At 53.2% G+C, this 25,612-nt stretch carries 23 protein-coding genes and 5 tRNA genes; 19 read left to right on the top strand and 9 right to left on the bottom strand.

The features are described from left to right. Positions 1-76 precede the first annotated feature (76 nt). Both hydN and hypF read left to right on the top strand, forming a co-directional pair. Positions 77-622 carry an electron transport protein HydN gene (gene hydN / locus FCH32_RS19490; RefSeq protein WP_096759340.1) on the top strand — a complete coding sequence of 182 codons (546 nt, stop codon included), beginning with the start codon at positions 77-79 and terminating at the stop codon, positions 620-622. Positions 623-764: 142 nt separating this feature from the next. Then, a complete protein-coding gene (hypF, locus tag FCH32_RS19485; protein ID WP_174361378.1) occupies positions 765-2,999 on the top strand; it encodes a carbamoyltransferase HypF in 2,235 nt (744 codons plus the stop codon). Between the two features lie 117 nt (positions 3,000-3,116). Here hypF and norW read toward each other — a convergent pair whose 3' ends face one another. Together norW and norV are read right to left on the bottom strand one after the other, a co-directional pair. After that, complete coding sequence (norW, locus tag FCH32_RS19480; protein WP_174361377.1) at positions 3,117-4,250, bottom strand: NADH:flavorubredoxin reductase NorW; 1,134 nt, start codon at positions 4,248-4,250, stop codon at positions 3,117-3,119. Beyond that, positions 4,247-5,695 (bottom strand): anaerobic nitric oxide reductase flavorubredoxin, encoded by a 1,449-nt coding sequence (gene norV / locus FCH32_RS19475; protein WP_096755976.1) that lies wholly within the window; start codon positions 5,693-5,695, stop codon positions 4,247-4,249. Before norV ends, norW begins: the two co-directional genes overlap by 4 nt. Before the next feature lie 191 nt (positions 5,696-5,886). Here norV and norR point away from each other — a divergent pair, with 191 nt between their 5' ends. After that, positions 5,887-7,410, top strand: a complete 1,524-nt coding sequence (gene norR, locus FCH32_RS19470; RefSeq protein ID WP_096755977.1) for a nitric oxide reductase transcriptional regulator NorR — start codon at positions 5,887-5,889, stop codon at positions 7,408-7,410. Here norR and gutQ read toward each other — a convergent pair. The 7 genes from gutQ to srlA form a co-directional block, all read right to left on the bottom strand. After that, on the bottom strand, positions 7,407-8,372 hold the full coding sequence (gene gutQ / locus FCH32_RS19465) for an arabinose-5-phosphate isomerase GutQ (protein WP_096755978.1): 966 nt from the start codon (positions 8,370-8,372) through the stop codon (positions 7,407-7,409). The genes norR and gutQ overlap by 4 nt on opposite strands. Beyond that, positions 8,365-9,138: a glucitol operon DNA-binding transcriptional repressor SrlR gene (srlR, locus tag FCH32_RS19460; RefSeq protein WP_115257634.1), complete on the bottom strand. Its 774-nt coding sequence runs from the start codon at positions 9,136-9,138 to the stop codon at positions 8,365-8,367. The genes gutQ and srlR overlap by 8 nt, the downstream gene beginning before the upstream one ends. A gap of 206 nt (positions 9,139-9,344) precedes the next feature. Beyond that, the gene (gene gutM, locus FCH32_RS19455) at positions 9,345-9,704 is read right to left on the bottom strand and encodes a transcriptional regulator GutM (protein WP_115257635.1); all 360 of its coding nucleotides are present in this window, start codon (positions 9,702-9,704) and stop codon (positions 9,345-9,347) included. A 58-nt stretch (positions 9,705-9,762) separates the two neighbouring features. Next, complete coding sequence (gene srlD, locus FCH32_RS19450) at positions 9,763-10,542, bottom strand: sorbitol-6-phosphate dehydrogenase (RefSeq protein WP_115257636.1); 780 nt, start codon at positions 10,540-10,542, stop codon at positions 9,763-9,765. A gap of 17 nt (positions 10,543-10,559) precedes the next feature. After that, complete coding sequence (gene srlB / locus FCH32_RS19445) at positions 10,560-10,922, bottom strand: PTS glucitol/sorbitol transporter subunit IIA (protein ID WP_096755982.1); 363 nt, start codon at positions 10,920-10,922, stop codon at positions 10,560-10,562. Positions 10,923-10,935: 13 nt separating this feature from the next. Beyond that, positions 10,936-11,907, bottom strand: a complete 972-nt coding sequence (gene srlE, locus FCH32_RS19440) for a PTS glucitol/sorbitol transporter subunit IIB (protein ID WP_115257637.1) — start codon at positions 11,905-11,907, stop codon at positions 10,936-10,938. After that, entirely contained in the window at positions 11,904-12,467 is a 564-nt protein-coding gene (srlA, locus tag FCH32_RS19435; RefSeq protein ID WP_137399672.1) for a PTS glucitol/sorbitol transporter subunit IIC, read from the bottom strand. Before srlA ends, srlE begins: the two co-directional genes overlap by 4 nt. A gap of 262 nt (positions 12,468-12,729) precedes the next feature. Here srlA and mltB point away from each other — a divergent pair, with 262 nt between their 5' ends. The 16 genes from mltB to FCH32_RS19355 all read left to right on the top strand — a co-directional run bounded on the left by mltB (position 12,730) and on the right by FCH32_RS19355 (position 25,608). Next, entirely contained in the window at positions 12,730-13,809 is a 1,080-nt protein-coding gene (gene mltB / locus FCH32_RS19430; RefSeq protein WP_096755985.1) for a lytic murein transglycosylase B, read from the top strand. A gap of 192 nt (positions 13,810-14,001) precedes the next feature. Further along, the gene (gene pncC / locus FCH32_RS19425; RefSeq protein WP_174361376.1) at positions 14,002-14,499 is read left to right on the top strand and encodes a nicotinamide-nucleotide amidase; all 498 of its coding nucleotides are present in this window, start codon (positions 14,002-14,004) and stop codon (positions 14,497-14,499) included. Positions 14,500-14,591: 92 nt separating this feature from the next. Beyond that, positions 14,592-15,656 (top strand): recombinase RecA, encoded by a 1,065-nt coding sequence (gene recA / locus FCH32_RS19420; protein ID WP_115257638.1) that lies wholly within the window; start codon positions 14,592-14,594, stop codon positions 15,654-15,656. Between the two features lie 68 nt (positions 15,657-15,724). After that, positions 15,725-16,225 carry a recombination regulator RecX gene (recX, locus tag FCH32_RS19415; RefSeq protein ID WP_174361375.1) on the top strand — a complete coding sequence of 167 codons (501 nt, stop codon included), beginning with the start codon at positions 15,725-15,727 and terminating at the stop codon, positions 16,223-16,225. Positions 16,226-16,353: 128 nt separating this feature from the next. Continuing rightward, a complete protein-coding gene (alaS, locus tag FCH32_RS19410; RefSeq protein WP_174361374.1) occupies positions 16,354-18,981 on the top strand; it encodes an alanine--tRNA ligase in 2,628 nt (875 codons plus the stop codon). 238 nt (positions 18,982-19,219) lie between these two features. Next, on the top strand, positions 19,220-19,405 hold the full coding sequence (gene csrA, locus FCH32_RS19405; protein ID WP_000906486.1) for a carbon storage regulator CsrA: 186 nt from the start codon (positions 19,220-19,222) through the stop codon (positions 19,403-19,405). Positions 19,406-19,784: 379 nt separating this feature from the next. Next, a tRNA-Ser gene (locus tag FCH32_RS19400) sits at positions 19,785-19,877 on the top strand. Positions 19,878-19,880: 3 nt separating this feature from the next. After that, positions 19,881-19,957: transfer RNA gene (locus FCH32_RS19395), tRNA-Arg, on the top strand. 91 nt (positions 19,958-20,048) lie between these two features. Continuing rightward, positions 20,049-20,125, top strand: a tRNA-Arg gene (locus FCH32_RS19390). 41 nt (positions 20,126-20,166) lie between these two features. After that, positions 20,167-20,243 (top strand) — tRNA-Arg (locus FCH32_RS19385). Positions 20,244-20,284: 41 nt separating this feature from the next. Further along, positions 20,285-20,361, top strand: a tRNA-Arg gene (locus FCH32_RS19380). A gap of 268 nt (positions 20,362-20,629) precedes the next feature. Next, positions 20,630-21,196: a fructose-1-phosphate/6-phosphogluconate phosphatase gene (gene yqaB / locus FCH32_RS19375; RefSeq protein ID WP_174361373.1), complete on the top strand. Its 567-nt coding sequence runs from the start codon at positions 20,630-20,632 to the stop codon at positions 21,194-21,196. Further along, entirely contained in the window at positions 21,193-21,621 is a 429-nt protein-coding gene (locus tag FCH32_RS19370; RefSeq protein ID WP_115257642.1) for a YqaA family protein, read from the top strand. The genes yqaB and FCH32_RS19370 overlap by 4 nt, the downstream gene beginning before the upstream one ends. A 77-nt stretch (positions 21,622-21,698) precedes the next feature. After that, positions 21,699-23,255: a glutamate--cysteine ligase gene (gshA, locus tag FCH32_RS19365; protein ID WP_174361372.1), complete on the top strand. Its 1,557-nt coding sequence runs from the start codon at positions 21,699-21,701 to the stop codon at positions 23,253-23,255. 149 nt (positions 23,256-23,404) lie between these two features. Continuing rightward, on the top strand, positions 23,405-23,920 hold the full coding sequence (gene luxS / locus FCH32_RS19360) for an S-ribosylhomocysteine lyase (RefSeq protein WP_135911530.1): 516 nt from the start codon (positions 23,405-23,407) through the stop codon (positions 23,918-23,920). 329 nt (positions 23,921-24,249) lie between these two features. Next, complete coding sequence (locus FCH32_RS19355; protein ID WP_174361371.1) at positions 24,250-25,608, top strand: glycoside-pentoside-hexuronide (GPH):cation symporter; 1,359 nt, start codon at positions 24,250-24,252, stop codon at positions 25,606-25,608. The last annotated feature ends 4 nt before the right edge of the window (positions 25,609-25,612 follow it).

Here is a 25,612-nt window from a genome sequence, read left to right as displayed (position 1 = left end):
TTTAATAACAGTGCATTAAATTCTGGCACGATTTATGAATGCTTCGGCAGATAATCTGTCATTGCTGGAGAATTTGATGAACCGTTTCATCATTGCAGACGCCAATAAATGCATTGGTTGCCGTACCTGTGAAGTGGCCTGCGTGGTATCCCATCAGGATAACCAGGACTGCGCATCGCTGACCCCTGAAACCTTTTTACCGCGCATTCACGTGATCAAAGGCGTTAACGTCTCTACCGCGACGCTGTGCCGTCAGTGTGAAGATGCGCCGTGTGCCAACGTCTGCCCAAACGGTGCAATTAGCCGCGATAAAGGCTTTGTCCACGTGATGCAGGAACGCTGCATTGGCTGTAAAACCTGCGTGGTCGCTTGTCCTTATGGCGCAATGGAAGTGGTTGTCCGTCCGGTTATTCGTAACAGCGGCGCGGGTCTGAACGTGCGTGCTGAAAAAGCCGAAGCCAACAAATGCGACCTATGCCACCATCGCGAAGCCGGTCCTGCCTGTATGGAAGTCTGCCCGACGCATGCGCTGATTTATGTCGATCGCAATAAACTGGAGCAGCTGAGCGCGGAAAAACGCCGTCGTGCGGCACTGGACTCCACCGCATCTTTGCTGTTCTGATTGTCCAAAATCCGCGTAAAATACCTGCGCTAATAGCGCTACGCTTATCAGGCCTACAGGGCAATAACACGTAGGCCGGATAAGGCGAAGCCGCCATCCGGCAAAGGGATATTTCAGGGATACACGATCGCGGGAATTCAACATGACACTAAGCAACCACTCCGGTGTAGAGCTGCGCATTCGCGGTAAGGTACAGGGCGTTGGGTTCCGACCCTTTGTCTGGCAACTGGCGCAGCGGCTACAGCTGCATGGCGACGTCTGTAACGACGGCGACGGGGTGGTGGTGCGTTTGCTCGAAGACGCAGCGCAATTTATTGCCGAACTGCATCAGCACTGCCCGCCGCTGGCGCGGATTGATAGCGTCGAGAGTGCGCCGTTTGTCTGGCAACAACGACCTGCAGATTTCTCCATCCGCCAAAGCGCTGGCGGAACGATGAATACGCAGATCGTACCGGACGCTGCAACCTGCCCTGAATGTCTTGCTGAAATGAACACCCCCGGTGAACGCCGTTATCGTTACCCTTTTATCAACTGTACCCACTGCGGCCCGCGCTTCACCATTATTCGCGCAATGCCGTATGACCGTCCGTTTACCGTCATGGCTTCATTCCCGTTGTGCCCACAATGCGATGCTGAATATCGCGATCCGTATGATCGTCGTTTTCATGCCCAGCCTGTCGCCTGCCCGGCGTGTGGCCCGCATCTGGCGTGGATAAGCGCAGACGAGCGAGCGGAAAAAGAACCGGCGCTACAGGCGGCGGTTACGCGGTTGAAAGCAGGTGGCATTGTGGCGGTTAAAGGCATTGGTGGATTTCATCTGGTCTGTGATGCGCGCAACGACGCTGCTGTGGAGCTACTCCGTCGGCGTAAACATCGCCCGGTTAAACCGCTGGCGGTAATGCTGCCGGGGGATGACGGACTGCCAGAAGCGGCACGGCGTTTGCTGACTACGCCCGCTGCCCCCATCGTGTTGGTCAATAAACAGTATGTGGTTTCACTGTGCGAAGGGATTGCGCCAGGACTTACCGAGGTCGGCGTCATGCTGCCTGCCAACCCGTTACAGCATTTGCTGTTGCAGGAGATGAAGGGGCCGCTGGTGATGACCTCCGGCAACCTTAGCGGCAGGCCGCCAGCCATTACTAATGCGCAGGCGCTGGACGATTTGCACGACATTGCCGACGGCTTTTTGCTGCATAACCGCGAAATTGTGCAGCGCATGGATGACTCCGTGGTGCGAGAAAGCGGGGAGATGTTGCGTCGCTCCCGAGGCTACGTGCCGGATGCCGTGGCGCTGCCGCCAGGTTTTCGCGACGTGCCGCCGATGCTGTGCTTAGGCGCAGATCTGAAAAATACGTTCTGTCTGATCCGGGGGGAACAGGCGGTGATTAGTCAGCATCTGGGCGATCTGAGCGATGACGGCATTCAGCATCAGTGGCGCGATGCGCTGCATCTGATCCAGAACATTTATGATTTTACCCCGCAGCGTATCGTCTGCGATGCGCATCCTGGCTACGTTTCCAGCCAGTGGGCCCGTGAGATGACGTTGCCAATTGAAACGGTGCTGCACCATCATGCGCATGCTGCGGCCTGCCTGGCTGAGCACGGCTGGCCGTTGAACGGTGGCGATGTCATTGCCCTGACGCTGGACGGTATCGGCATGGGCGAAAACGGAGCGCTGTGGGGCGGCGAGTGCCTGCGGGTGAATTATCGCGAATGCGAATACCTGGGTGGCTTGCCCGCGGTGGCGCTGGTGGGGGGCGATCTGGCGGCAAAACAGCCGTGGCGCAATCTGCTGGCGCAGTGTCTGTGCTTTGTGCCTGACTGGCAGCGTTATCCGGAAACGGCGTTTGTGCAGCAGCAAAACTGGAGCGTACTGGCTCGTGCCATCGAGCGTGGGATCAACGCGCCGTTGGCATCATCGTGTGGACGCTTGTTTGATGCCGTTGCCGCCGCACTGCAGTGCGCACCGCAATCCCTGAGCTATGAAGGTGAGGCCGCCTGTGCGCTGGAGGCGTTAGCGTCACAATGTGCAGGCGTTGAACACCCGGTCACCATACCGCTTAACAACAACCAGTTGGATTTGGCGGTTTTCTGGCAGCAGTGGCTGAACTGGCAGGCGACTCCCCCTGAACGCGCCTGGGCTTTCCACGATGCGCTGGCGCGTGGGTTTGCCACGCTGATGCGCCAACAGGCACAGTTACGCGGTATTACGACGCTGGTATTTAGCGGGGGCGTGATGCATAACCGTTTGCTGTCAGCCCGTCTGGCGTTTTATCTGCATGACTTTACGTTACTGTTCCCGCAGCGTTTACCGGCTGGGGATGGAGGATTGTCGCTGGGGCAGGGAGTGATTGCCGCGGCGCGGGCATTGCCGTAGAAATAAAAAAAGCCCCGGGACTGGCGGGGCAAGAAAAGCAAGTCGGGGCATACCGACAAGTGGCAACGCACATCCGTGTGCGTGAGGTTAATAAAACAAGCAATGGCACAACATTGTTTACACGGGCAGTGTTTTCAGCAGCGCGAAGGCCTCCTTCATACGATCTTCGCTCACCACGAAGGCACACAGTTGGCCTTCGCTGTTCATTCCTCTGGCGACCATACCTTCTGCTTCAGCCGCAATATGCCAGTTCAGATCGCGACGCTGGGTTTCCCCTGCCAGGTGTAATGGCAGCTCCGGCGTTTTGATTTTTACCAGCATGGCTGGCAGCTTCAGCGGGGCATTGCCGCCGAGCAGGTTTTTCGCCAGATACATCGCGCTGAGCTGAATCGGCTGCAGGAACGGCAGGACCTGACCATTAATTTCTGCGCAGTCACCGAGGGCGTAAATATCCGGGTGGCTGGTTTGCAGATAGCTGTCAACGCAAACGCCGCGATTGATGGTTAACCCGGCGCGACGCGCCAGCGCGGTTTCTGCACGCAGACCGGTTGCGGCAATCACCGCATCAACGTCTACACTGCGGTTACGATCGAGCGTGGCGCGAATACCGGTGCTGGTTTTCTCCAGACTCTGCAACTGTGATTTCAGCAGCAGGTGTACGCCCATATCGGTCAGACGATGCTGTAAACGGCTGCTGACTTCTGGCGGCATTAACGAGGCCAGAATGCTGGCGGCGTTATCGATAAGCGTCACCGCTTTACCGGCACGGCAGAAATCCATCGCCAGCTCGCTGCCAATCAAACCACCGCCAACAATCAGGACTCGCTGCGCATCGCGCAGTTGCGTTTCACAGGCGCGATACTCCTGCTGGCTGTTCAGTGTGAGCATTAACTCACGTCCGGTTACCGGCGGTACAAAGGCTGATGCCCCCGTAGCCAGCACCAGCTTGTCATACTGCCACTGCTTGTCCTGGCTTTTCACTACGTGAGCATCGGCATCGATGTTGGTCACCCAGGTGTGCGGGAACAGGCGCAAATTAAACTGTTCGGCAAACTCCCCCGCCGACTGGCGGGTGAGGTCGTCGGCACGCTGTGCCTGGCTGATAACATGGCTGAGATCGGGCTTGTTGTACTCATCGATGCTGTCAGCGGCAATCAGGGTCAGCGGGACAGTCGCATCCTGCTTACGGATATTTTTGACTAACTGGCGAGCGGCGAAGCCCGAACCAATAATGACAATTCCGCGGCTCATTTTGCCTCCGTAGCCAGTACGTCGAAGACGTCTTTGCCTAATGAACATTCCGGGCACAGGAAGTTTTCCGGCACGTCGCTCCACGGTGTACCCGGTGCGACATCCTGCAGCGGCTCGCCTTTCTCTGGATCGTAGATCCACTGGCAAACGCTGCACTGCATGCAAGGTCCAAGGTCAGCGGCCGCGGCGGCGGCACAGGCGCACTCTTCCTCTTTGGTTGCGGCTTTGACGCTGGTTTCCGGCAGTGGCGCGAGCGCCCACTGACGTGCAATTTCACGACCGTGCTGACGGCACAGTTCCAGCGCATCCAGATCCGGGCGCCATTTGGCTTTCAGGCTCAGGGACATTTCAAAACCGGCATCCTGCAGACGCGTGGACAGACGGTCTACCGCACCGCCGCTCCAGCCGTGTGAGCCGAAGGCGCTGGCGCGTTTATTGCGAAAACGCAGGCCGGTCATCTCTTCGACCAGACCGGCGATCTTCGGCATCATCACGTTGTTCATCGTGGAGGTGCCGACCAGCACGCCTTTAGAGCGGAAGACGTTCGTCAGGACTTCGTTTTTATCGCTGCGGGCGACGTTAAAGATTTTCACTGCCACATTCGGGTCAACTTCGTTGATGCCCTGGGCAATGGCGTCGGCCATCATACGGGTGTTGTTGGACATGGTGTCGTAGAAAATGGTGATGCGGTCTTCCTGATAATCCGCCGCCCATTTCAGGTACATCTCAACGATCTGCGTTGGGTTGTCGCGCCATACCACACCGTGAGAGGTGGCAATCATGTCAACCGGCAGATTGAAGCCGAGGATTTCAGTGATTTTTGGCGTAACCAGGCGGCTGAACGGTGTCAGGATGTTGGCGTAGTAGCGCTGGCACTGTTCGAACAGTTCAGTCTGATCTACTTCGTCGTTGAACAGACGTTCGTCACAGTAGTGCTGACCAAAAGCATCGTTACTGAACAGCACGGCGTCACCGGTCATGTAAGTCATCATGCTGTCCGGCCAGTGCAGCATCGGGGTTTCAACGAAGATCAGCTGTTTGCCATTACCGATATCCAGTGAGTCACCGGTTTTTACCACGTTGAAGTTCCATTCCGGGTGATGGTGGTGGCCGGTGATGGAGTCAATAGCGTTAGCGGTGCAGTAAATCGGCGTGTCCGGGATGCAGGACATCAGCTCGGTCAGCGCACCGGCGTGGTCTTCTTCTGCATGGTTAATGATGATGTAGTCAATATCTGCCAGGTCAATTTCATTGCGAAGATTCTGCACGAATTCACGGCTAAACTTGTGGTCTACTGTATCGATCAGGACATTTTTTTCTTCACGGATAAGATAGCTGTTGTAGCTGCTACCGCGCAGCGTTTTGTATTCGGTCCCGTGGAAATCACGAACTTCCCAGTCACGTTGGCCAACCCAATGAATGTTATTTTTAACCAGAATAGACATAGCAACCTCAGTAATTAATTTAGCGTGTTTCTAAAAAAGATGTTTTTCTTATTGCAGGTTGCGTGCCAACTTTTTATTTAATTGATTTATAACAGTTTAATGTTTTACCTCTCTAAATGAGCTGTCAAAATGACTATGCTTTTTGTTGTCAATATGACAATATGCATTGTCAAAATGACAATGAGGTAGCCATGAGTTTTTCCGTTGATGTGCTGGCGGGTATCGCCATTGAATTACAAAGCGGTATTGGGCATCAGGATCGTTTTCAACGCCTGATCACGACGCTGCGTCAGGTGCTGGAGTGTGATGCGTCGGCGCTGCTGCGCTATGAATCACGACAGTTTATTCCGCTGGCGATCGACGGGCTGGCGCAGGATGTTCTCGGCAGACGTTTTACGCTGGAGGGGCATCCGCGTCTGGAAGCGATTGCCCGCGCCGGGGACGTGGTGCGTTTTCCAGCCGACAGCGATTTGCCCGATCCGTACGATGGGCTGATCCCCGGCCAGGAAAGCCTGAAGGTCCATGCCTGCATTGGGCTGCCGCTGTTTGCCGGACAAAATTTGATTGGCGCGCTGACGCTGGATGGTATGGAGCCAGATCAGTTCGATGTCTTCAGCGATGAAGAGCTTAGGTTGATTGCCGCACTGGCGGCGGGGGCGCTGAGCAATGCGCTGCTGATTGAACAGCTGGAAAGCCAGAATATGCTGCCGGGTTCGTCCACCGCTTTCGAACAGGTGACGGAAACGCAGATGATAGGCCTGTCGCCTAATATGATGCAGCTGAAAAAAGAGATTGAAATTGTGGCAGGCTCCGATCTTAACGTCTTAATCAGCGGCGAAACGGGAACCGGGAAAGAGCTGGTGGCGAAAGCAATTCATGAAGGCTCTCCGCGTGCGGTGAATCCGCTGGTGTATCTTAACTGTGCCGCGTTGCCAGAAAGCGTCGCGGAAAGCGAACTGTTTGGCCATGTGAAAGGTGCCTTTACCGGGGCCATCAGCAACCGTAGCGGCAAGTTTGAAATGGCGGACAACGGCACGCTGTTCCTGGACGAGATTGGCGAACTGTCACTGGCGTTGCAGGCCAAGCTGCTGCGCGTGTTGCAGTACGGTGATATTCAGCGAGTGGGTGACGATCGCAGCTTGCGGGTGGATGTTCGCGTGCTGGCAGCCACCAACCGTGATTTACGCGAAGAGGTGCTGGCCGGGAATTTCCGCGCCGACCTGTTCCACCGTCTGAGCGTCTTTCCCCTTTCGGTACCACCGCTGCGTGAGCGCGGTGAAGATGTGGTTTTGCTGGCGGGTTATTTTTGCGAACAGTGCCGGCTGCGGCTGGGACTTTCCCGTGTGGTGCTAAGCCCTGGTGCGCGTCGCCATCTACTGAGCTACGGTTGGCCGGGTAACGTGCGTGAGCTGGAACATGCTATTCATCGTGCGGTGGTGCTGGCCAGGGCAACAAGGGCAGGGGATGAAGTGGTGCTGGAGCCGCAGCACTTTGCCTTACAGGAAGAGGCGCATACGCCGCAGGCTGAAGCCGACGTCATGGCGGAGATCCCGCAGAATCACAATCTGCGCGAAGCCACGGAGTCTTTTCAGCGGGAGATGATCCGCCGGGCGCTGGCGCAGAATAACCATAGCTGGGCGGCAAGCGCGCGGGCGCTGGAAACCGACGTCGCCAACCTGCATCGGCTGGCGAAGCGTCTGGGACTGAAGGATTAGAGAATGCCCGCCTGATAAAAATCCTGCAGGTTAATTGCGCCGGTGAGTTTGCCGTTTTCATCCACCACCGGTGCGGCAGTGATTTTGCGCTTCATCAGAACCTCTTTGGCGTCAATCGCGCGGCTTTGTGCCTGCAGCGTGACGCCATTCGGGGTCATCGCTTCGCGTACTTCCGTGCTGAGTGCGCCGCCACCAACCAGCCAGCGACGCAGGTCACCGTCGGTAAAGACACCTTTCACCAGAGACTGCTCGTCGCAGACCGCCACCAGACCCAGACCGGTGCGGCTCAGTTCCAGCATGGCGTCCATAACGCTGGTAGTAAGCGTCACCTGCGGTACGGCGTCGTCGCGGCGCATCAGGTGGTGCACCTTGTTTAACAGACGAGCGCCCAGTGCTCCGGCTGGATGAGAACGCGCAAAATCCTCTTCGTTAAAACCGCGCGCTTGCATGACGGCAATTGCCAGCGCATCGCCCATCATCAGTGTGTTGACGGTGCTGGAGGTGGGTGCCAGACGCATCGGACAGGCTTCACGTTCAACCGAAATATCCAGTACGGCTTTGGCGGCCAGACCTAATGGCGAGGTGGGTTTTCCGGTCATCGCCAGCAGCGCGACGGATTTGTCTTCCAGACGCGGAATGATGAGATCCAGCTCTTTCGCGCCGCCAGAGTAGGAAATGAAGAGCATCACATCGCGGCTTTCAATCATGCCTAAGTCGCCGTGCAGTGCTTCCGCTGGATGCACGAAGAATGCCGGGGTGCCGGTGCTGGCGAGGGTCGCGGCGATTTTTTTGCCAATATGGCCAGACTTACCAATTCCGGAGACAATCACTTTGCCTTCGCAGTGGATGATAGTATTGGCGGCACGAACAAAGTCATCGCCAAGGCGCTCTGGCAGTCGGCTGGCTTCCTGGAGTTCAAGCATTAACGTCTGACGGCCCGCGTTCAGTAGTGCATCACTCATTGGTTTCTCCGGTTATGATCACTTCTATCCCTTTTGCTTCCAGCGCCTGACGAAATGCAGGGTCGATGCCCGCATCAGTAATCAGCTTGTCGACGCTTTCCAGACTGCATACCACATTGGGGCTTTTGCGCCCGAATTTCGACGAGTCCGCCATCAGAATCACTTCGCGAGCGGCATTGCACATCGCCTTGCTGACGGTATAGACCTCATTAAAGGTGGTCACACCCGCATTCAGATCGATGCCGTCGGTCCCCATGAAGAGTTTATCAAAACTGAACTGCTCGAAGGCATTTTCTGCCAGCTGTCCGTGAAATGACGCCGATTTTTTGCGAAATGTCCCGCCGGGCATCAGGATAGTTTGCTCGTTGTCCAGTTCCGAAAGGGCGTTAACAATGTGCAGGCTGTTGGTCATCACGGTGATGTTACTAAAGCGGGTGAGCATCGGCACCATCTGCAAAACGGTGCTGCCTGCGTCGAGAATGATTGAGTCGCCGTCGTGAATAAAACGCACGGCGGCTTCGGCAATTTGCGCTTTTTTATGCGTGTTGATTAGCGTTTTGTGATCGATGGGTGGGTCAGATTCGTCTTTGTTTAATACTACGCCGCCATAGGTGCGAATGACGGTGCCGGCATTTTCCAGAGTGACCAGGTCTTTGCGAATGGTCGTGCCGGTTGTGTCAAAGTAGTGGGCCAGTTCTTCAACCGAGCATTTTCCCTGCTTTTGCAGGTGCTCCAGTATGGCAGCCTGACGCTGACGAGGTTTCATAGGCGTGATTACCCTGACTTATGTATATACCCGTCATACTTCAAGCTGCATGTGCGTAGGCTTTATTCGGCCTTACGGCCTCACCCCTTCGGGGCCAGCGCAAGCGCTGTTCAAAACAGCCGAGGCGTTTTGTCCTGCAACTCGAATTATTTAGGGTGTAGGTTGCAAAATGATAATTTCGCAAGCTAATAGCATTCATAACGAAATTATCCATGTTTCAGTTTAAGCGCCAATGATAGTGCATTTTGGGAGAGAGGATCATGGGGAAAGATCACATCAGGCTGTAATTCATCAAGATGTTTGCCCATTATCGGGGCAATTTTGCCTGGTCTGGCGAATACGGTAAGACCTTTCATAAATAACGTATCAGTTACCCGCTGTTGCTCATCCAGAGCGATAGCAACCACAACGCGCGGTTTAAAACGTCCGCCGGAACGCCCGACGCCGACCCGACCCTGCTGACAAAGCTTGTCGAACGCGCGATTAAAGCGGGATATTTGCCAGCCGCCCAGCGCTAGCTGTAGGCACCAGGCGATGGCGGCGACGGTAATCAGTGCGGAAACCATGTTATTGCTCCTTGATTATATGCCGGATAAGCGTAGCGCCACCCGGCAATCATACCTCTTAGAACATCACCTGACCGCCGGTGACGTTAATCGATTGTCCGGTGCAGTAAGACGCTTTCGGGCTGGCGTAAAACAGCAACATGTTCAGCACGTCCTGATAATCGCAGCCGCGCTTGAGTGGGACCTTATCCACATAGTACTGCTCCACTTCATCCGGTTTTAGGCCAAGCTTGGTGGCATACTGTGGTAACAACGACTGGAACATCGGTGATTTCAACAGATTACCGAGCATCAAGGAATGCACGGTAATCCCGTATTCCGCGAGATCCAGCGCCAGTGACTGGGTTAAGCCCACGCCGCCGAATTTTGCTGCGCTGTAACCTGAGTTGTGTTTGCTGCCCACTTTGCCGGATTTTGAGTTGATCTGGATAATGCGCCCCTGCACGCCGTCGCGGATCATCAGGCGTGAGAATTCACGTGCACAGAGGAAATAACCGACCAGATTCACCTGCAGCGAGCGGTCGAAATCTCCAAGCTCAAAGTCGCTGATAAACGCCGCTTTGGCGATACCGGCACTGTAAACCAGCAGGTCGGCGCGACCGAATATCTCATCTACCCCGCGTGATAGCGCCAGCACGCTTTGTTCGCTGGTGGCGTCGGCACCAAAGCCGTAAGCGGTACCCTCACCAAACTCGGCATTAATTTCCTGCGCCACGTTTGCGGCTTTATCGCTTTGAATATCGACCACCGCAACGCGGTATCCCTCTGTCGCAAGCCCACGGCAAAGGAATGCCCCCAGGGTCTGGCCTCCACCAATGACAACGGCAACTTGATTCATTTTTCTCTCCTTTACGCTTAAGCAACAAACTTCAAAATACAGCCCGGCGCGATGGCGTCCGGTACCGGCCCCGCAACGTGTACGGTGCCAGGAAATTCCGCTTCACTCTGTCCATCGAAGCGCAGGGTGATATGCCCCAGTTCACGCAAGTTCATTTCTGCCACACTACCCACGGCGGTGACCGGGTAGCGATGCTGGCCCAGCTCAAACTGAATACCCGCCTGCAGAACGCCATTTAGCTCGCCGTGGCAGTGGATGAAACAAAACTCTTCGATATCCGCAGGCGCGCCTTCACGAAAGGTAATCAGCATCTGGTCACAGAGTGCATCCGGTGCGCTCTGGCCAATGCGGGTGATGGTGGTTTGATAGATCACGGTCATCTTTGAGCGCCTCTTATTGATAAATAAAGCCGGAAACAAACCAGGCGATGAGAACGGTAGGCGCGCCAGTCAGGAAGCGGCTTACCAGTACGGACGGCACGCCGACGCGCACGGTGTCCTGACGGGCTTCTGCCAGTGATAATCCCACAGGGATGAAGTCACAGGCGGCCTGGGCGTTGATCGCGAATAGCGCAGGCAGCGCCAGATGTGGAGGGATGTTGCCCAGACCAATCTGCACACCAATCAATACGCCGATAACCTGAGCGATCACCGCGCCTGGGCCGAGGAACGGCGACAGCAGCGGGAAGGAACAGATTAATGCCAGCGTCACGAGCCCCAGCGGATGGCTGGCCAGCGGCGCCAGGCCGTGGGCGATCCAGTCACCCAGACCGGAGGCCATGATGATGCCGATCAACGCCGAGACGAATGCCATAAACGGCAGAATGGTTTTCAGTACGGTATCAATCGTGTCTCGCCCGGACTGGAACAATACCGCCACGGCGGAACCCATGCCCATGCCGACTTTCGCCAGCAGGCCATCGCTCTGTTCAGTGATCTTTTTACTGGTGTCGTAGTCGCGACCCGCCGTGGTGCCTGCCGGTGGTGGCGTCGCGGCGGCTTCACCGACTGCGGTAATGTTGTCTTCTTTGACGCCGGAGACATAAATATCTTCGGTAATGTACTGCGCCAGTGGGCCGGACTTCCCGGTGGAATGAATGTTAATTGTCGGAATCCGGCGTTTCGGGTAAATACCGCAGCGTAGCGTGCCGCCGCAGTCGATGATGGCTGCGCCGATTTCGTTTTCTGCAGGCTCGCCCTCTTTAAAGCCATCAATAGCCTGCCAACCGGTTAATTGTGCCAGCTTGTCGACAATCGCCGGGCGTGTTCCTGCGGTGATATAGACAATTTTCTTACCGGGGGTTGCGTCCAGTTCAAGCGGGCCACCCCAGCCACCGGTACCTCTTTCAATACGAATACGCCTCATGATGTCGCTCCCGCCAGATGGACTTTCTGCTCAAGTTGAATGCCCATTTTCTTTTCGAAGATGGAGGTGGTGAGGTCGGTCACCCAGCCGCGGAAGAAGTTTGTCACCAGGCCAACCAGCAGATAGCTCACCGCGAGTGGACCGAGCGGCAGGCCAAGCGTGGTCAGGCCGCTGGCGATCCCCAGATAGACAAACAGTTCGCCGGGATTGATGTGTGGAAACAGCCCGTTCATTGAGTGGCAGCTATAAGAGGCTGCCGCGTAGTAACTGGGTTTGTACTTCTCGGGCATAAACCGGCCCAGACTCAACGTCATCGGATTACAAAAAACAAAGGTGCCGATGCACGGCAGCAGTAGATAGCGAGACAGCGGGTTTCCGGCACAGCGTTGAGCAAAACGTTCAATTCGGTGCTGGCCAATAAAGTTAATGAGCGCGTTCATGATGACCAGCAGGCTAATTAACAGCGGAAGAATCCCGGTGACCATGCTGGTGAACACTTCTCCGCCTTTCTGAAACAGCCCGATGAACCACTCTGCGCCCAGGGTGATGGTGTCGATCATTATTCTCTCCTGTAGGGGGTTGGGAATTTGCTAGAACGTGGCTTATTTTAATCACAATGAAAGATTTTAAAGTGTTATTTTGATCGCAAAATGAAAGATAAATATTTTATTGTGAAAGTTATTGCGTGAGGGATCGCAAATGGGGTGGTAAACGGTGAAAGGGGCGGTAAATTCTGCGAAGGAGCGCGACTACCGCTTCCTTGTGTGGCGGTGGATGCTTTACCATACTTCTCTCTGGCTGAATCTGTTTAATGGATGTCTCATGTTCAAGCGTCGTTATGTAGCATTACTTCCCCTTTGTGTGTTGCTTGCTGCCTGTAGTAGCAAACCAAAACCTTCAGAGACTCAAACGACAACGGGTACGCCTTCTGGCGGCTTCCTGCTTGAGCCGCAACACAACGTCATGCTGTCGGGCGGCGACTTCGCCAATAATCCGAATGCGCAACAGTTCATCGATAAAATGGTGAGCAAGCACGGCTTTGACCGTCAGCAGTTGCAGGAGATCCTGTCGCAGGCCAAACGTCTGGACTACGTTCTGCGCTTGATGGACCGTCAGGCACCGACAACACAGCCGCCAGCCGGGCCTAACGGCGCATGGCTGCGCTATCGCAAGCAGTTCATCACGCCAGATAACGTGCAAAATGGCGTGGCGTTCTGGAACCAGCATGAAGATGCGTTGAAGCGCGCATGGCAGGTCTACGGCGTACCACCGGAAATTATTGTTGGCATTATCGGTGTCGAAACCCGCTGGGGCCGCGTGATGGGTAAAACGCGTATTCTGGATGCGCTGGCGACGCTGTCGTTTAACTATCCGCGTCGGGCGGAATACTTCTCCGGTGAGCTGGAAACCTTCCTGCTGATGGCTCGAGATGAAAGCGATGACCCGCTGGACTTGAAAGGCTCCTTTGCCGGTGCAATGGGCTACGGGCAGTTCATGCCGTCCTCTTACAAAGAATATGCGGTTGATTTCAATGGCGATGGGCACATCAACCTGTGGGATCCGGAGGATGCCATAGGCAGTGTGGCAAACTACTTTAAAGGTCACGGTTGGGTGAAAGGCGATACGGTGGCGGTGCCGGCAAATGGCCAGGCGCCAGGGCTGGCAAACGGGTTTAAAACCCAGTACAGCATTTCTCAGCTTGCGGCTGCAGGTCTGACGCCACAGCAGTCGTTGGGTAACCATCAGCAGGCCAGCCTGCTGCGTCTGGATATTGGCACCGGTTACCAATACTGGTACGGGCTGCCGAACTTCTACACCATTACCCGCTACAACCACAGCACGCATTACGCGATGGCCGTCTGGCAATTAGGTCAGGCTGTAGCGCTGGCGCGCGTACAGTAATTACCCGCAACCGGTCTACAGGAGGAAACCTCTTGTAGGCCGGATAGGATGCCTGGCACCGCCATCCGGCAGATCTTCTTGACGCGACGGATCTATTTCCGGAATCCCCCTCGTAAATTGCTCTCCTCATCCCCACATTTGTTTTGAAAGTGCTATCTTGTCCGGCATATTTTTTAACTGACAGAGGCTGAAATGACCGACAGTGAACTGATGCAGTTAAGTGAACAGGTAGGGCTGGCATTGAAAGCGCGCGGCGCGACGATGACCACCGCAGAGTCCTGTACCGGCGGTTGGGTAGCGAAAGTCATTACGGATATCGCCGGCAGTTCCGCCTGGTTTGAGCGCGGATTTGTGACCTACAGTAACGAAGCCAAGTCGCAGATGATTGGTGTGCGAGAAGCGACGCTGGCACAGCATGGCGCGGTGAGTGAACCGGTGGTTGTTGAAATGGCCATTGGCGCGCTAAAAGCGGCCCGTGCTGATTTCGCTGTTTCTATAAGCGGAGTTGCCGGGCCGGACGGTGGCAGCGAAGACAAGCCGGTTGGGACCGTCTGGTTTGCCTTTGCCAGCGTAAGCGGCGAGGGGATCACGCGCTGGGAATGCTTCAGCGGCGACCGCGATGCGGTGCGTAGACAAGCGACCGCCTATGCGTTACAGACCCTGTGGCAACAATTTCTACAAAATACTTGATACTGTATGAGCATACAGTATAATTGCGTCAACAGAACATCATCTTTCACGATTCTTGGTTCAACCCGAGAGTGGCATGACAGGAGTAATTAATGGCTATCGACGAAAACAAACAGAAAGCGTTGGCGGCAGCGCTGGGCCAGATCGAAAAGCAATTCGGTAAAGGCTCCATCATGCGCCTGGGTGAAGACCGTTCCATGGACGTGGAAACTATCTCCACCGGTTCGCTTTCTCTGGATATCGCATTGGGTGCAGGCGGTTTGCCGATGGGGCGTATCGTCGAAATCTACGGGCCAGAATCCTCCGGTAAAACAACCCTGACGCTGCAGGTGATTGCTGCCGCACAGCGTGAAGGTAAAACCTGTGCGTTCATCGATGCAGAACACGCGCTTGACCCTGTTTATGCCCGTAAGCTTGGTGTTGATATCGACAACCTGCTGTGTTCTCAGCCAGATACCGGTGAACAAGCGCTGGAAATCTGTGACGCACTGGCGCGTTCCGGTGCCGTAGACGTTATCGTTGTTGACTCCGTTGCCGCGCTGACGCCGAAGGCGGAAATCGAAGGCGAGATCGGTGACTCTCACATGGGCCTCGCGGCACGTATGATGAGCCAGGCGATGCGTAAACTGGCGGGTAACCTGAAACAGTCCAATACGCTGCTGATTTTCATCAACCAGATCCGTATGAAGATTGGCGTCATGTTCGGTAACCCGGAAACCACGACCGGTGGTAACGCACTGAAATTCTACGCCTCTGTTCGTCTGGACATCCGTCGTATTGGCGCGGTGAAAGAGGGCGATAACGTAGTCGGTAGTGAAACCCGCGTTAAGGTCGTGAAAAACAAAATTGCTGCGCCGTTTAAACAGGCCGAATTCCAGATCCTTTACGGTGAAGGCATCAACTTCTACGGTGAACTGGTTGACCTGGGCGTGAAAGAGAAGCTGATTGAAAAAGCCGGCGCATGGTACAGCTACAACGGTGAAAAAATTGGTCAGGGTAAAGCGAACGCAACCAACTGGCTGAAAGAAAACCCGACTACCGCAAAAGAAATTGAGAAAAAAGTTCGCGAGTTACTGCTCAATAACCAGGATTCAAAACCGGACTTCTCCGTTGATGACAGCAGTGAAGGCGTAAAAGAAACGAACGAAGATTTCTGATAATCTGATTTTATCGTATAAAAAGGGCTGCATATGATGCGGCCCTTTTCCATTTCTGAAGGTGCACTATGACAGATTCAACGTCTCGCCGATCCGCGTATTCTCGACTGCTTGACCGCGCTGTGCGCATACTTGCCATGCGCGATCACAGTGAGCAGGAACTGCGACGGAAACTGGCAGCCCCGGTTATGGGAAAAAATGGACCGGAAGAAATTGATGCTACGCCAGAGGATTACGATAAGGTTATTGCCTGGTGTATAGAAAGCCGCTACCTGGATGACGACCGTTTCGTACAGCAATTTATCGCCAGTCGTAGCCGTAAAGGCTATGGCCCCGCACGTGTGCGCCAGGAGTTGGGACAGAAAGGTATTTCCCGCGAAGCCATTGAACGCGCGATGCGTGAATGTGAGATTGACTGGGCGCAGTTGGCGCGAGATCAAGCCATCAGAAAATACGGTGAGCCCTTGCCGGTGGATTTTGCAAAAAAGGTGAAGGTCCAGCGTTTTTTGCTCTATCGCGGCTATCTGATGGAAGATATTCAGACAATATGGCGAAATTTTGACGATTGAGCGCATACGGGATTTTACTTCCCCGTGAAGAAAACTTATCTTATTCCCACTTTTCGATTGCCAGCGGCGCTGTTTACGTGCCTGTGCTGGTGATGACATTTCGTTAGCTTGATTTCTTCAGGATAATTATGAGCAAGAGCACTGCTGAGATCCGTCAGGCGTTTCTCGATTTTTTCCACAGTAAAGGACATCAGGTAGTTGCCAGCAGCTCCCTGGTTCCAAACAATGACCCTACTTTGTTGTTTACCAACGCCGGGATGAACCAGTTCAAGGATGTTTTCCTTGGTCTCGACAAGCGTAATTATTCCCGCGCAACCACTTCGCAGCGTTGCGTACGTGCGGGCGGTAAACACAATGATCTGGAAAACGTCGGCTACACTGCACGTCACCATACTTTCTTCGAAATGCTGGGTAACTTCAGCTTCGGCGATTACTTCAAACACGACGCCATCCAGTATGCATGGGAACTGCTGACCGGTGAAAACTGGTTTGCCCTGCCGAAAGAGCGTCTGTGGGTAACCGTTTACGAAACTGACGATGAAGCCTTTGAAATCTGGGAGAAAGAAGTCGGTATTCCGCGCGAACGTATCATCCGTATTGGTGATAACAAAGGTGCGGCCTATGCCTCCGACAACTTCTGGCAGATGGGTGACACCGGTCCTTGCGGTCCGTGCACCGAAATTTTCTACGATCACGGCGACCACATTTGGGGTGGCCCTCCGGGAAGCGCAGAAGAAGATGGCGATCGCTACATTGAGATCTGGAACATCGTCTTCATGCAGTTTAACCGTCAGGCTGACGGTACAATGGAACCGCTGCCGAAGCCGTCCGTAGATACCGGTATGGGTCTGGAGCGTATTGCAGCTGTGCTGCAACACGTTAACTCCAACTACGATATTGACCTGTTCCGCGCGCTGATTGAATCCGTGGCGAAAGTCACCGGTGCTACCGATCTGAGCAACAAATCGCTGCGCGTGATTGCCGACCATATCCGTTCCTGCGCGTTCCTGATTGCCGATGGTGTTGTGCCGTCGAATGAAAACCGCGGCTATGTGCTGCGTCGTATCATTCGTCGCGCGGTGCGTCATGGCAACATGCTGGGCGCGAAAGACACCTTCTTCTACAAGCTGGTGGGGCCGCTGGTCGAGGTGATGGGTTCTGCGGGTGAAGAACTGAAGCGTCAGCAGGCACTGGTTGAGCAGGTTCTGAAAACTGAAGAAGAGCAGTTTGCCCGCACGCTGGAGCGTGGTCTGGCTCTGCTGGATGAAGAACTGGCAAAACTGTCCGGCGATACGCTGGATGGCGAAACCGCCTTCCGCCTGTACGATACCTACGGCTTCCCGGTTGACCTGACGGCAGACGTTTGCCGTGAGCGCAACATCAAGGTTGACGAAGCGGGCTTTGAAGCCGCAATGGAAGAACAGCGTCGTCGCGCGCGTGAAGCCAGTGGTTTTGGTGCCGACTACAATGCGATGATTCGCGTTGAGGGTACCTCTGAATTTAAAGGCTACGAGCATCTGGAACTGAACGGTAAAGTTACCGCGCTGTTTGTAGATGGTAAAGCGGTAGACGCAATTAACGCAGGCCAGGAAGCTGTTGTCGTCCTTGACCAGACGCCGTTCTATGCGGAATCAGGTGGTCAGGTTGGCGATAAAGGCGAACTGAAAGGTGCGGGCTTTGCGTTTGCGGTTAGCGATACGCAAAAATATGGCCAGGCAATTGGTCACATCGGCAAACTGTCTGCGGGTTCTCTGAAAGTGGGCGATGCCGTGCAGGCTGACGTCGATGAAGCGCGTCGTGCGCGTATTCGTTTGAACCACTCCGCAACGCACCTGATGCATGCGGCGCTGCGCCAGGTTCTGGGCTCGCATGTGGCACAGAAAGGCTCATTGGTTAACGATAAAATTCTGCGTTTCGACTTCTCTCATACCGAAGCGATGAAACCAGCTGAAATTCGTGCTGTTGAAGATCTGGTGAATGCGCAAATTCGTCGCAACCTGCCGATTGAAACTAACATCATGGATCTCGACGCGGCGAAAGCCAAAGGCGCAATGGCGCTGTTTGGCGAGAAATATGATGACCACGTGCGCGTACTGAGCATGGGGGATTTCTCTACCGAACTGTGTGGTGGTACTCACGCTAGCCGTACCGGTGATATCGGCCTGTTCCGCATCGTGTCTGAGTCCGGTACTGCAGCGGGTGTGCGTCGTATCGAAGCTGTAACCGGCGAAGGTGCTATCAATACCGTGCGTGCTGAGAGCGACCGCTTAAGCGAGATAGCGCATCTGCTGAAAGGTGATAGCCAGAATATCGGTGACAAAGTGCGTTCCGTACTGGAGCGTACGCGTCAGCTCGAGAAAGAATTGCAGCAATTGAAGGAACAGGCCGCCGCGCAGGAGAGTGCAAATCTTTCCAGTAAAGCGGTTGATATCAACGGCGTGAAGCTGCTGGTCAGCGAACTGACCGACGTTGAACCTAAAATGCTGCGTACCATGGTTGATGATCTGAAAAATCAGCTGGGGTCTACCGTTATCGTACTGGCAACGGTAGTTGAAGGTAAGGTTTCTCTGATTGCGGGCGTGTCTAAGGATGTGACTGACCGTGTGAAAGCAGGGGAACTGATTGGTATGGTCGCTCAGCAGGTAGGCGGTAAGGGTGGTGGTCGTCCGGACATGGCGCAAGCCGGTGGTACGGATGCCGCAGCTCTGCCTACAGCGTTAGCCAGTGTGAAAGGCTGGGTCAGCGCAAAACTGTAATAATTATAAGCGTAATCCAACGCTGCGGAGGTCAATCTGCAGCGTTTGCATCAACGCTATCGACAACGATAAAGTCAGGTTGAAGTTGTGTATATCGGCTAAACTTAGGTTTAACAGAATGTGATGCCGTGACTGCTTACACTTAGGTGTTTGTCATCGCTTACTTTTTGGCGTTATATGATGGATAATGCCGGGATACAGAGAGACCCGACTCTTTTAATCTTTCAAGGAGCAAAGAATGCTGATTCTGACTCGTCGAGTTGGTGAAACCCTCATGATTGGCGATGAGGTCACCGTGACAGTTTTAGGGGTGAAGGGCAACCAGGTACGCATCGGCGTAAACGCCCCGAAAGAAGTTTCTGTCCATCGGGAAGAGATCTACCAGCGTATCCAGGCTGAAAAATCCCAGCAGTCCAGTTACTAAGGTTTTCGCGTCTCACCTTTCTGGTGAGGCGCAACCTGATTTAGCGCCTCTCTTTTCCTGTTTCTGTTACTTTTCCTTTTCGCTTTACCTCCTGACACCCATCTTGTTCTTCTGATTTCACGCTGTTTTCACTGCTGCACTGCACTTTTTGCCTTTTCCTCAATTTTTCTGTTTGCCCGCCCCCCCGAGAAAACGCCAATTTATCTGTTGATAAAACACTCTTTTTGCCGTTTTTGCAGACTAATTGCGCGTGAAATGTGCAAACGATAAAAGCACTGGAAAAATTGTTTGACTTATAAGTACCAGAAAGTAATATGTGCGCCACGCAGCGACGATGAGCAGAAACAAGTTCTTCGAAGCACTCGCAAGAGGCGTTGTTGGTGAGGTGGCCGAGAGGCTGAAGGCGCTCCCCTGCTAAGGGAGTATGCGGTCAAAAGCTGCATCCGGGGTTCGAATCCCCGCCTCACCGCCATTTGCATCCGTAGCTCAGCTGGATAGAGTACTCGGCTACGAACCGAGCGGTCGGAGGTTCGAATCCTCCCGGATGCACCATATTTTCTGTTTCTTCAGCAATGAAAGAATGGATAATCGATACGGCCTTAGCAGCGGTATCAAAAATCTGCACTAAAGTAGTTTCCCTGATGCATCCGTAGCTCAGCTGGATAGAGTACTCGGCTACGAACCGAGCGGTCGGAGGTTCGAATCCTCCCGGATGCACCATATTCTCCGCAGTATTAATTGTAAATCAATAGTTCCCTGATGCATCCGTAGCTCAGCTGGATAGAGTACTCGGCTACGAACCGAGCGGTCGGAGGTTCGAATCCTCCCGGATGCACCATCTTCTCCGAAGTATTAGTTGTAAATCAATAGTTCCCTGATGCATCCGTAGCTCAGCTGGATAGAGTACTCGGCTACGAACCGAGCGGTCGGAGGTTCGAATCCTCCCGGATGCACCATCTTCTCCGAAATAACAGCTAAACCGTTATTTCATGGTCTGCGAGACAGTCGCAAGCACCAGGGAGGATAACGTTGCTTCAGCAACGGCCCGTAGGGTGAACGCCAGTGAGTAATCCTCCCGGATGCACCATCTTCTCCGAAATAATCCCCAGCACCATCTCTCTTTTTCTGAATCAAACTTCTAAAACAATCCTCAATTCGCTGTCAGCGACAAAATCAATCAATTACGATAAAGTAACGTCTGGTCATTCGGCTTGTGGGAAGACGATGTACGAACGTTATGCGGGTTTAATTTTTGATATGGATGGCACCATTCTCGATACCGAGCCAACGCACCGTAAAGCGTGGCATGAGGTGTTAAGGCGTCATGGGCTCCGTTTTGACGAGCAGGCCATGGTCGCACTCAACGGTTCCCCAACGTGGCGTATTGCACAGTCGGTCATTGAACTGAATCATGCCGATCTCGATCCCCATGCGCTGGCGCGTGAAAAAACCGACAGCGTTAAAAGCATGCTGTTGGATAGCGTTCAGCCATTGCCGCTTATTGATGTTGTTAAAGCCTGGCATGGTCGTCGGCCTATGTCGGTCGGTACCGGGAGCGAAAGTGCCATTGCAGAGGCGCTGCTCGCGCATTTAGGGCTACGTCACTATTTTGATGCCGTCGTCGCAGCTGACCACGTACAACGCCATAAACCCGCACCTGACACGTTTTTACTGTGTGCCGAGCGTATGGGCGTTGTCCCGACTCAATGCGTGGTATTTGAAGACGCTGACTTCGGCCTGCAGGCTGCACGTGCGGCCGGTATGGATGCCGTGGATGTCCGGTTATTGTGAGTGATGGACTGTCACTCCTGTCACTGTTTGCCAGCAGTTTCCTCAGCGCCACGCTGTTACCTGGAAATTCTGAAGTTGTTTTAGTGGCTCTGCTGGTTTCCGGGGTGAGTCATCCCTGGGTCTTAGTCTTAACAGCAACAATGGGTAATAGCCTTGGAGGGTTAACTAACGTTATCCTTGGGCGTTTCTTCCCGTTACGTAAAACGTCACGATGGCAAGAGAAAGCGATGGGGTGGCTGCAGCGCTATGGCGCTGTCACACTATTATTAAGCTGGATGCCGGTTGTGGGGGATTTGCTGTGCCTGCTAGCGGGATGGATGCGCATCTCGTGGGGGCCAGTACTCTTTTTTTTATGCCTTGGCAAAGCGTTGCGTTATGTTGTGGTCGCAGCGGTTACGACGCAGGGCATTATGTGGTGGCACTAATTGTGTTGTGGAAATGCCTGTAGGGTAACCAATACTATGATGCTAATTAAAACGATTTTGACAGGCGGGAGGTCAATTTGATCCCGGACGTATCACAGGCACTGGCCTGGCTGGAAAAAAATCCTCAGGCGTTACAGGGGATTCAACGTGGTCTGGAGCGCGAAACGCTGCGTGTTAATGCTGATGGCTCATTGGCGACGACAGGCCACCCGGATGTGTTAGGCTCAGCGCTGACGCATAAATGGATAACAACGGATTTTGCCGAAGCGCTGCTGGAGTTTATTACTCCTCCGGGCGACGACATCCAGAAAATGCTCACGTTTATGCGTGATCTGCATCGCTATACCGCCAGAAATCTGGGCGACGAGCGTATGTGGCCACTGAGCATGCCTTGCTATATCGCTGAAGGTCAGGATATTGAACTGGCGCAGTACGGTACCTCGAATATTGGTCGTCTGAAAACGCTCTACCGTGAAGGTCTCAAAAACCGTTACGGCGCGCTGATGCAAACGATTTCCGGCGTTCACTATAATTTCTCGCTGCCGATGGCATTCTGGCAGGCGAAATGTGGCGTAACGGACGATGAAGATGCCAAAGAGAAAGTGTCTGCTGGCTACTTCCGCCTGATCCGCAACTATTATCGTTTTGGTTGGGTGATCCCGTACTTGTTTGGCGCATCTCCGGCGATTTGTTCTTCTTTCCTGCAAGGAAAGCCGACAACTCTACCGTTTGAAAAAACGGACTGTGGTATGTATTACCTGCCGTACGCGACATCGCTGCGCCTGAGCGATTTGGGTTATACCAATAAGTCGCAAAGCAATCTCGGTATTACGTTTAACGATTTGCATGAATACGTGTCAGGATTGAAGCGCGCGATTAAAACCCCTTCCGAGGAGTACGCGGCGATCGGTCTGGAGAAAGACGGTAAACGTCTGCAAATTAACAGCAACGTACTGCAGATTGAAAATGAACTGTATGCGCCTATTCGCCCGAAACGGGTAACCCGTAGCGGTGAATCGCCGTCAGATGCGCTGCTTCGCGGCGGCATTGAATACATTGAAGTGCGTTCGCTGGATATTAACCCCTTCTCACCCATCGGCGTAGATGAGCAGCAGGTACGTTTCCTCGATCTGTTTATGGTGTGGTGTGTCCTGGCGGACGCTCCTGAAATGAGCAGCGATGAACTGCTCTGCACGCGTACCAACTGGAATCGTGTGATTCTGGAAGGACGTAAGCCGGGCCTGACGCTAGGCATTGGCTGTGAAACCGCCCAGTTCCCGCTGCCGAAAGTGGGTAAAGATCTGTTCCGTGACCTGAAGCGCGTGGCGCAAACGCTGGACAGCATCCATGGAGGAGAGGAGTATCAAAAAGTCTGTGACGAACTGGTTGCCTGCTTTGATAATCCTGAACTGACATTCTCCGCGCGGATCCTGCGGTCAATGATTGATACGGGCATTGGCGGCACGGGCAAAGCGTTGGGCGAGGCTTATCGCAATCTGCTGCGTGAAGAGCCGTTAGAGATCGTGCAGGAAGAGGCGTTTATTGCTGAAACAGCGGCTTCAAAGCGTCGTCAGCAGGAGATTGAAGCGGCGGATACTGAGCCGTTTGCCGCGTGGCTGGAAACGCACGCTTGATACAAAAGAAAAAGGCCACTCGGGAGTGGCCAAAATTTCATCTCTGAAACCAGGGATGATGATAACAAATGCGCGTCTTTCATATACTCAGACTCGCCCCGGAACAAAGAGTTCAGATTATTTTTAAAAATTTTATCGGAGGTGGCTAAATGCCGTTGTTAGATAGTTTTACTGTCGATCACACCCGGATGGAAGCTCCCGCAGTCCGGGTTGCAAAAACGATGAACACCCCGCATGGCGACGCCATCACCGTGTTTGATCTGCGTTTCTGCATTCCGAACAAAGAAGTGATGCCTGAAAAAGGGATCCACACGCTGGAACACCTGTTTGCCGGGTTTATGCGTAACCACCTTAACGGTAATGGCGTTGAGATTATCGATATCTCTCCAATGGGCTGCCGTACTGGCTTCTACATGAGCCTGATTGGTACGCCGGACGAACAGCGCGTGGCTGACGCCTGGAAAGCGGCGATGGCTGACGTGCTGAAAGTGCAGGATCAAAATCAGATCCCGGAACTGAACGTCTACCAGTGTGGAACGTATCAAATGCATTCGCTGAGCGAAGCGCAGGAAATTGCCCGTCATATTCTGGAACATGACGTACGCGTTAACAGTAATGAAGAGTTGGCGCTGCCGAAAGAAAAATTGCAGGAACTGCATATTTAGTCTGATTTATTACGTTTTCCTGTTATTCGAAAACCCCGGCCTGCAACCGGGGTTTTTTATTATCATTTTTCCTTAGCCATAAGATATCTATATTACATTTGTTTGGTGAATATTATTTTGTGTTAATAAATAACAAGTTCGCAACGAATAAAACGTGAGCGAAGAAACAAAAATAAGGGCCAATAAGTAAACCTACCTCGCTGCGATCACATAAAGAAAAAAACATAAACAGTTAACAGAAAAACATAATGGATTAGGCCAGATAAGATGTTTTAAAAATACCCTACGACAGAAACCGGTTACATTTTTGTATTGGCAAAGGAGTTTGTATGTCTACAGGGGACAAGATATCGATCAGGGAAAAGGTGGGGTACAGTCTGGGTGACGCGGCCAGCCACATCGTTTTTGACTCTTCGGTGGCAATTCTTGCGTATTTTTATACTGATATTTATGGTTTACCGCCTGCGGTAATGGGAACGATGTTTTTACTGGTCCGCTTGCTGGATGCGATTACCGATCCCATTATGGGGGCGATTGCCGATGCAACCTCCACGCGCTGGGGACGTTTTCGCCCATGGCTACTGGCGATTTGTGTACCCTTTGCCGTCAGCTGTGTGCTGGTTTATTCCATTCCTGATTTTTCCGACAGTGGAAAAGTGGTCTATGCGGTGGCGGCATATATCTTTATGACGCTGATGTATACAGCCATTAATATTCCTTACTGCTCACTGGGTGCTGCGCTGACGTCCGACCCGCGTGAAAACCTGTCCTTGCAGTCATGGCGTTTTGCGATTACGCCAATCGGCGGTGCGCTGGGAACAGCGTTAATTTTACCGCTGGCAGATTATCTCTATCCTGGTGATAGAGCGACGGGGATTCAGGTTTCAATGGCTATCTTCGGCGTCATTGGTTGTCTGATGTTTATCATCTGTTTTTTAACCACCAAAGAACGTGTGCAGCCGATCAAAGAGGAAAACCTCAATATTACCCGTGATGTAAAAATTTTATTTAAGAATGAACAGTGGCGTATTTTATCTGTTTATAACTTTATGATGCTGGTTGCGGTGGTGCTGCGCGGTGGGGCAGTCGTTTACTACGTTAACACGGTGCTGAACAAAGGTGCTGATATTATTACCGTCTTTATGCTGGGTAGCATGTTTGCCTCAATGCTGGGGTCGATACTTGCTAAACCCTTTGGTACCCGGTTCTGTAAAATCAAACTCTCTTTTTGGGTTAACTTACTCACAGCCGTATTTGGTGTGCTGTGCTTCTTTGTGCCGGTTCAGTATTGGATAGTTGTGCTTGCGGTTCATATTATTATTTCCATTATTCAGGGCGGTAATGGGGCTCTGCAATGGTCGATGATTACCGATGCGAATAATTACGGTGAATGGAAAACGCACCGTCGAATTACCGGAATGAACGTCGCAGCAAATATTTTTGTCATCAAATTGGGTGTTGCCGTTGGTGGTGCTATTTTGGGCTGGGTACTCGCAGCATTTGATTATGCCTCAGGTAGTGCTGTGCAGTCCGCGTCTGCCGTACAGGGCGTTACGTTATTATTTACCATTATTCCTGCAGTATTTTATATTCTGACGGCATTCTCTATTAAATTCTATGGATTAACAGAAGCAAGAATGAATGGCATTGTCACCGACCTTAAAAGCGGTAAGTTTGCGCATTCCTGATAAT

This window comes from Citrobacter gillenii (genome assembly GCF_013337685.1).
Classification (GTDB): domain Bacteria; phylum Pseudomonadota; class Gammaproteobacteria; order Enterobacterales; family Enterobacteriaceae; genus Citrobacter; species Citrobacter gillenii.
The sequence above is the reverse complement of the archived record's forward strand: the minus strand, read 5'-3'. Positions and strand labels throughout refer to the sequence as shown.

What these genes read in the sequence shown, in the direction of transcription:
- gutQ (WP_096755978.1), bottom strand. Translation starts at nt 8,372, where the DNA reads ATGAGTGATGCACTACTGAACGCGGGCCGTCAGACGTTAATGCTTGAA.
- alaS (WP_174361374.1), top strand. Translation starts at nt 16,354, where the DNA reads ATGAGCAAGAGCACTGCTGAGATCCGTCAGGCGTTTCTCGATTTTTTC.
- mltB (WP_096755985.1), top strand. Translation starts at nt 12,730, where the DNA reads ATGTTCAAGCGTCGTTATGTAGCATTACTTCCCCTTTGTGTGTTGCTT.
- recA (WP_115257638.1), top strand. Translation starts at nt 14,592, where the DNA reads ATGGCTATCGACGAAAACAAACAGAAAGCGTTGGCGGCAGCGCTGGGC.
- pncC (WP_174361376.1), top strand. Translation starts at nt 14,002, where the DNA reads ATGACCGACAGTGAACTGATGCAGTTAAGTGAACAGGTAGGGCTGGCA.
- srlD (WP_115257636.1), bottom strand. Translation starts at nt 10,542, where the DNA reads ATGAATCAAGTTGCCGTTGTCATTGGTGGAGGCCAGACCCTGGGGGCA.
- hypF (WP_174361378.1), top strand. Translation starts at nt 765, where the DNA reads ATGACACTAAGCAACCACTCCGGTGTAGAGCTGCGCATTCGCGGTAAG.
- luxS (WP_135911530.1), top strand. Translation starts at nt 23,405, where the DNA reads ATGCCGTTGTTAGATAGTTTTACTGTCGATCACACCCGGATGGAAGCT.
- srlA (WP_137399672.1), bottom strand. Translation starts at nt 12,467, where the DNA reads ATGATCGACACCATCACCCTGGGCGCAGAGTGGTTCATCGGGCTGTTT.
- srlB (WP_096755982.1), bottom strand. Translation starts at nt 10,922, where the DNA reads ATGACCGTGATCTATCAAACCACCATCACCCGCATTGGCCAGAGCGCA.
- FCH32_RS19355 (WP_174361371.1), top strand. Translation starts at nt 24,250, where the DNA reads ATGTCTACAGGGGACAAGATATCGATCAGGGAAAAGGTGGGGTACAGT.
- gutM (WP_115257635.1), bottom strand. Translation starts at nt 9,704, where the DNA reads ATGGTTTCCGCACTGATTACCGTCGCCGCCATCGCCTGGTGCCTACAG.
- hydN (WP_096759340.1), top strand. Translation starts at nt 77, where the DNA reads ATGAACCGTTTCATCATTGCAGACGCCAATAAATGCATTGGTTGCCGT.
- srlR (WP_115257634.1), bottom strand. Translation starts at nt 9,138, where the DNA reads ATGAAACCTCGTCAGCGTCAGGCTGCCATACTGGAGCACCTGCAAAAG.
- srlE (WP_115257637.1), bottom strand. Translation starts at nt 11,907, where the DNA reads ATGAGGCGTATTCGTATTGAAAGAGGTACCGGTGGCTGGGGTGGCCCG.
- norW (WP_174361377.1), bottom strand. Translation starts at nt 4,250, where the DNA reads ATGAGCCGCGGAATTGTCATTATTGGTTCGGGCTTCGCCGCTCGCCAG.
- norV (WP_096755976.1), bottom strand. Translation starts at nt 5,695, where the DNA reads ATGTCTATTCTGGTTAAAAATAACATTCATTGGGTTGGCCAACGTGAC.
- recX (WP_174361375.1), top strand. Translation starts at nt 15,725, where the DNA reads ATGACAGATTCAACGTCTCGCCGATCCGCGTATTCTCGACTGCTTGAC.
- yqaB (WP_174361373.1), top strand. Translation starts at nt 20,630, where the DNA reads ATGTACGAACGTTATGCGGGTTTAATTTTTGATATGGATGGCACCATT.
- norR (WP_096755977.1), top strand. Translation starts at nt 5,887, where the DNA reads ATGAGTTTTTCCGTTGATGTGCTGGCGGGTATCGCCATTGAATTACAA.
- csrA (WP_000906486.1), top strand. Translation starts at nt 19,220, where the DNA reads ATGCTGATTCTGACTCGTCGAGTTGGTGAAACCCTCATGATTGGCGAT.